Below are 2,504 nucleotides of genomic sequence, written 5' to 3'. Positions count from 1 at the left end.
GACAGTGATATCGGGCGGTGGATAAGTGCGGATCCGGCACGGCAGTTCTGGGATTTGTATGCGTATGCGGGGAATGGGTTTAATCCGATTAATGCGGTTGATCCGGATGGGAATGCTGCTATAACTTTGGGTTCGACAGCTCCATTGTGGCTCCCACCTGTTCTTAAGGGAATCGGCTGGATTGGAAGTTCATTTGGTACTGCCTTATTAGTGAATAATGAAATTGATAATTTTGAACGAAGGAGAAAACGCGAATCTGCTCCAGGGCCTATGCCTGGTTCTGAAGAGGTGTATAATCCTACACTAGAAGACTATATAGGAGAAATTATATCTGATCAAGATAAATTGGCAAGAGGTGAAATACTTTTTCCTAAAAGAGGTGGTGGCGGCAAAGGTCCGAAAATTGATTGGAGATTTATAACTGGAGGAATCGTCACTGGTATTTTGGGGTTAAGTCATGGCTGTCAAGAGTATTGGGGCGAAACGACAGAAGACTTCCAAGATTTCCAAGATTCTGTAGACCCACCAGAAACAATAATAAGGGAAAAACGGTAAATTGTAAATTATGTTATACGGAATCAAAAGAACCACAAAGTATTCAACAGTAGTTTTGCTATTGGTGCTAATAGGAGATGTTGTGTTTATTCGAAGCCAGTATGCCTGGGCCTTATCAGGTTTATTTGGGCTTTCTGGAAGCATAGATATTTTTTTAGATGGTTTATTTTCTAAAAAATTGAATTCATTTTTATATTTCCGGGTTTTGGCTGGAATCTTAGCTGCAATATTAAGCATGGTAATTTTTTTATTTGGTTACAATAGGTGGATGATTGTTGTAATAGTATGCGGCTATTTTACAATGTCAATAAATAGTGTTGGGGAAAGAAGTTGAATTTTTTTAGGTCACCGGGTATCTTTTTCATTAATCACCCCAGAAAAGATTAGCTCTTTTGCTCAAGAGATGTTTTGAATAAATTAGCTCTTTGATATGGCCTTTGGGGTTGATTTGAGGCAGTTATTGCCGAGTTGAACTATAGTCCCTTTTTGGAGCTAGGTACTATTGTGGGGAGGTGGGGAGATGGGTGAGTACCGATCCGGCGGAGCAGCACCATGATCTTTATCGTTATGGTGGAAGCAACCCGATAAATAGATTTGATCCCGATGGCAATCAAGATGAATATTTCCAAATGGCGATTTCTATGCCTCGATCCATTGGTGGCATAATAAGTTGGTTAGTGCCTGAGCATGAACAGGACGCTATAATGGATTTTAGTAAAAAGGCTATGATAGGAAGTATGGCTGTTTCTGGAACTTTTGTGGCTGCTCCAGTTGTTGTGAAAGCGGCTCCGTATGTAGCAGCAACGTGTAAAACTGCCGTTAGTTACGCAAAAACACATCCTGAAGTTATTTCAACAGGAGTTAAGACTGCAGAAACGGCAATAAATCCTGGTCCTTCATCTGGGGCTGATAAAACCACTTTTTTAGGAACATTAATTGGACAAGCAGCCAGGATTTATGAAACTATTTCAGATTTTGTTACTCCGAATGAAAATTAGGTAAATAGAATGATATGTAAATACAGCCGTTTTTTGCGAATATTAAAGTATTGGGTTTATGGTACTATTCCATTTTTAATCGGCTATTTTTTTACAAGTCTAACTGGCTGGAGTAAAAGTGGTCCTGTTCAACCTAAAACATTGGAAAGTGTATGGAATGATATAGCCTCAAGCCCATTTAGATTTTTGTTAACCTTTTTATTTTTGGGGGCTCTATTCGGATTTTTGTATTGGTATTGTTACGAAAGACTAAAGAATAAGCCAAATGCTTAATGATGAGAATTGTAGTTGTAAAAGTGAAGAATAAAGCTCTTCCAAAGTGTAAATAGTGTTAAAGGGTTCTTCTTTAGTGTTTTGAAATTTTTGACTCCCTTTTTAGGGAGACCCAAATATCATTGAAACCTGTACTACTATCCTTTCCCATTACCCCACCTTTTCCATTCCTCTCTATCCCTCTTCGCAAAAAGCTCAATCTCCTTCAGTGTCGGATACGCTTTCTCAATAATCCGATAAACATCATCGGGCTTTTCTGAATGTTTCCCTCTCTTTTCTTGAATCACATTTTCGGGTCTTACCTTTGATCGGGACAAGGCATGCTCCCTTTTGTTCCGACCAATAAAAGTTCATTGCGGCACCTCGCCCAATACTCCATTCCCACATGATCTTTTAACCATACCATACTCAGCTTGTAGCCGTTGATCTGGGTGGTGGTGGTAATGCATATTATAGTTATGATGGTGACGGTCAAAGAGTAAGAAAAGTGTGGCAAAAGGCACCGGGTGTTGTGGAAGAGAGAATGTATTTGGGGGATCTGGAGATCTTTCGCAGAATGGATGGTGCGGGAAATGTTATCCTGGAGCGTGAAACTCTGAATATAAAAAGCATTGTAGATGAAACTAAACCAGAACCTGTGGAAGAAATATCTGAAAACGAGCAGGATAACGTGCTTGT

The 2,504-nt window shown here is 39.6% G+C and carries 4 protein-coding genes and 1 pseudogene; 4 read left to right on the top strand and 1 reads right to left on the bottom strand.

Going from position 1 to position 2,504, the window contains the following annotated elements; translation table 11 throughout:
- The 3 genes and pseudogenes from QA601_18735 to QA601_18725 all read left to right on the top strand — a co-directional run.
- Window positions 1-555: hypothetical protein (locus QA601_18735; GenBank protein MDG5817139.1), on the top strand; the 555-nt coding region annotated here is incomplete at its 5' end.
- Between the two features lie 82 nt (window positions 556-637).
- Window positions 638-889 (top strand): hypothetical protein, encoded by a 252-nt coding sequence (locus tag QA601_18730; protein MDG5817138.1) that lies wholly within the window; start codon window positions 638-640, stop codon window positions 887-889.
- Window positions 890-1,052: 163 nt separating this feature from the next.
- Window positions 1,053-1,553, top strand: a pseudogene (locus QA601_18725) (RHS repeat-associated core domain-containing protein).
- Between the two features lie 410 nt (window positions 1,554-1,963).
- Here the strand turns inward: QA601_18725 and QA601_18720 are convergent.
- Window positions 1,964-2,143 carry an MT-A70 family methyltransferase gene (locus QA601_18720; protein MDG5817137.1) on the bottom strand — a complete coding sequence of 60 codons (180 nt, stop codon included), beginning with the start codon at window positions 2,141-2,143 and terminating at the stop codon, window positions 1,964-1,966.
- A 170-nt stretch (window positions 2,144-2,313) separates the two neighbouring features.
- On the opposite strand from QA601_18720, the gene QA601_18715 reads away from it, so the two are divergent.
- The coding region (locus QA601_18715; GenBank protein MDG5817136.1) for a hypothetical protein at window positions 2,314-2,504 on the top strand (191 nt) is incomplete at its 3' end.

Source organism: Chitinispirillales bacterium ANBcel5, from assembly GCA_029688955.1.
Lineage (GTDB): Bacteria > Fibrobacterota > Chitinivibrionia > Chitinivibrionales > Chitinispirillaceae > Cellulosispirillum > Cellulosispirillum alkaliphilum.
Note: the sequence above shows the minus strand (reverse complement) of the source record. Positions and strands in the feature narration are given on the sequence as shown.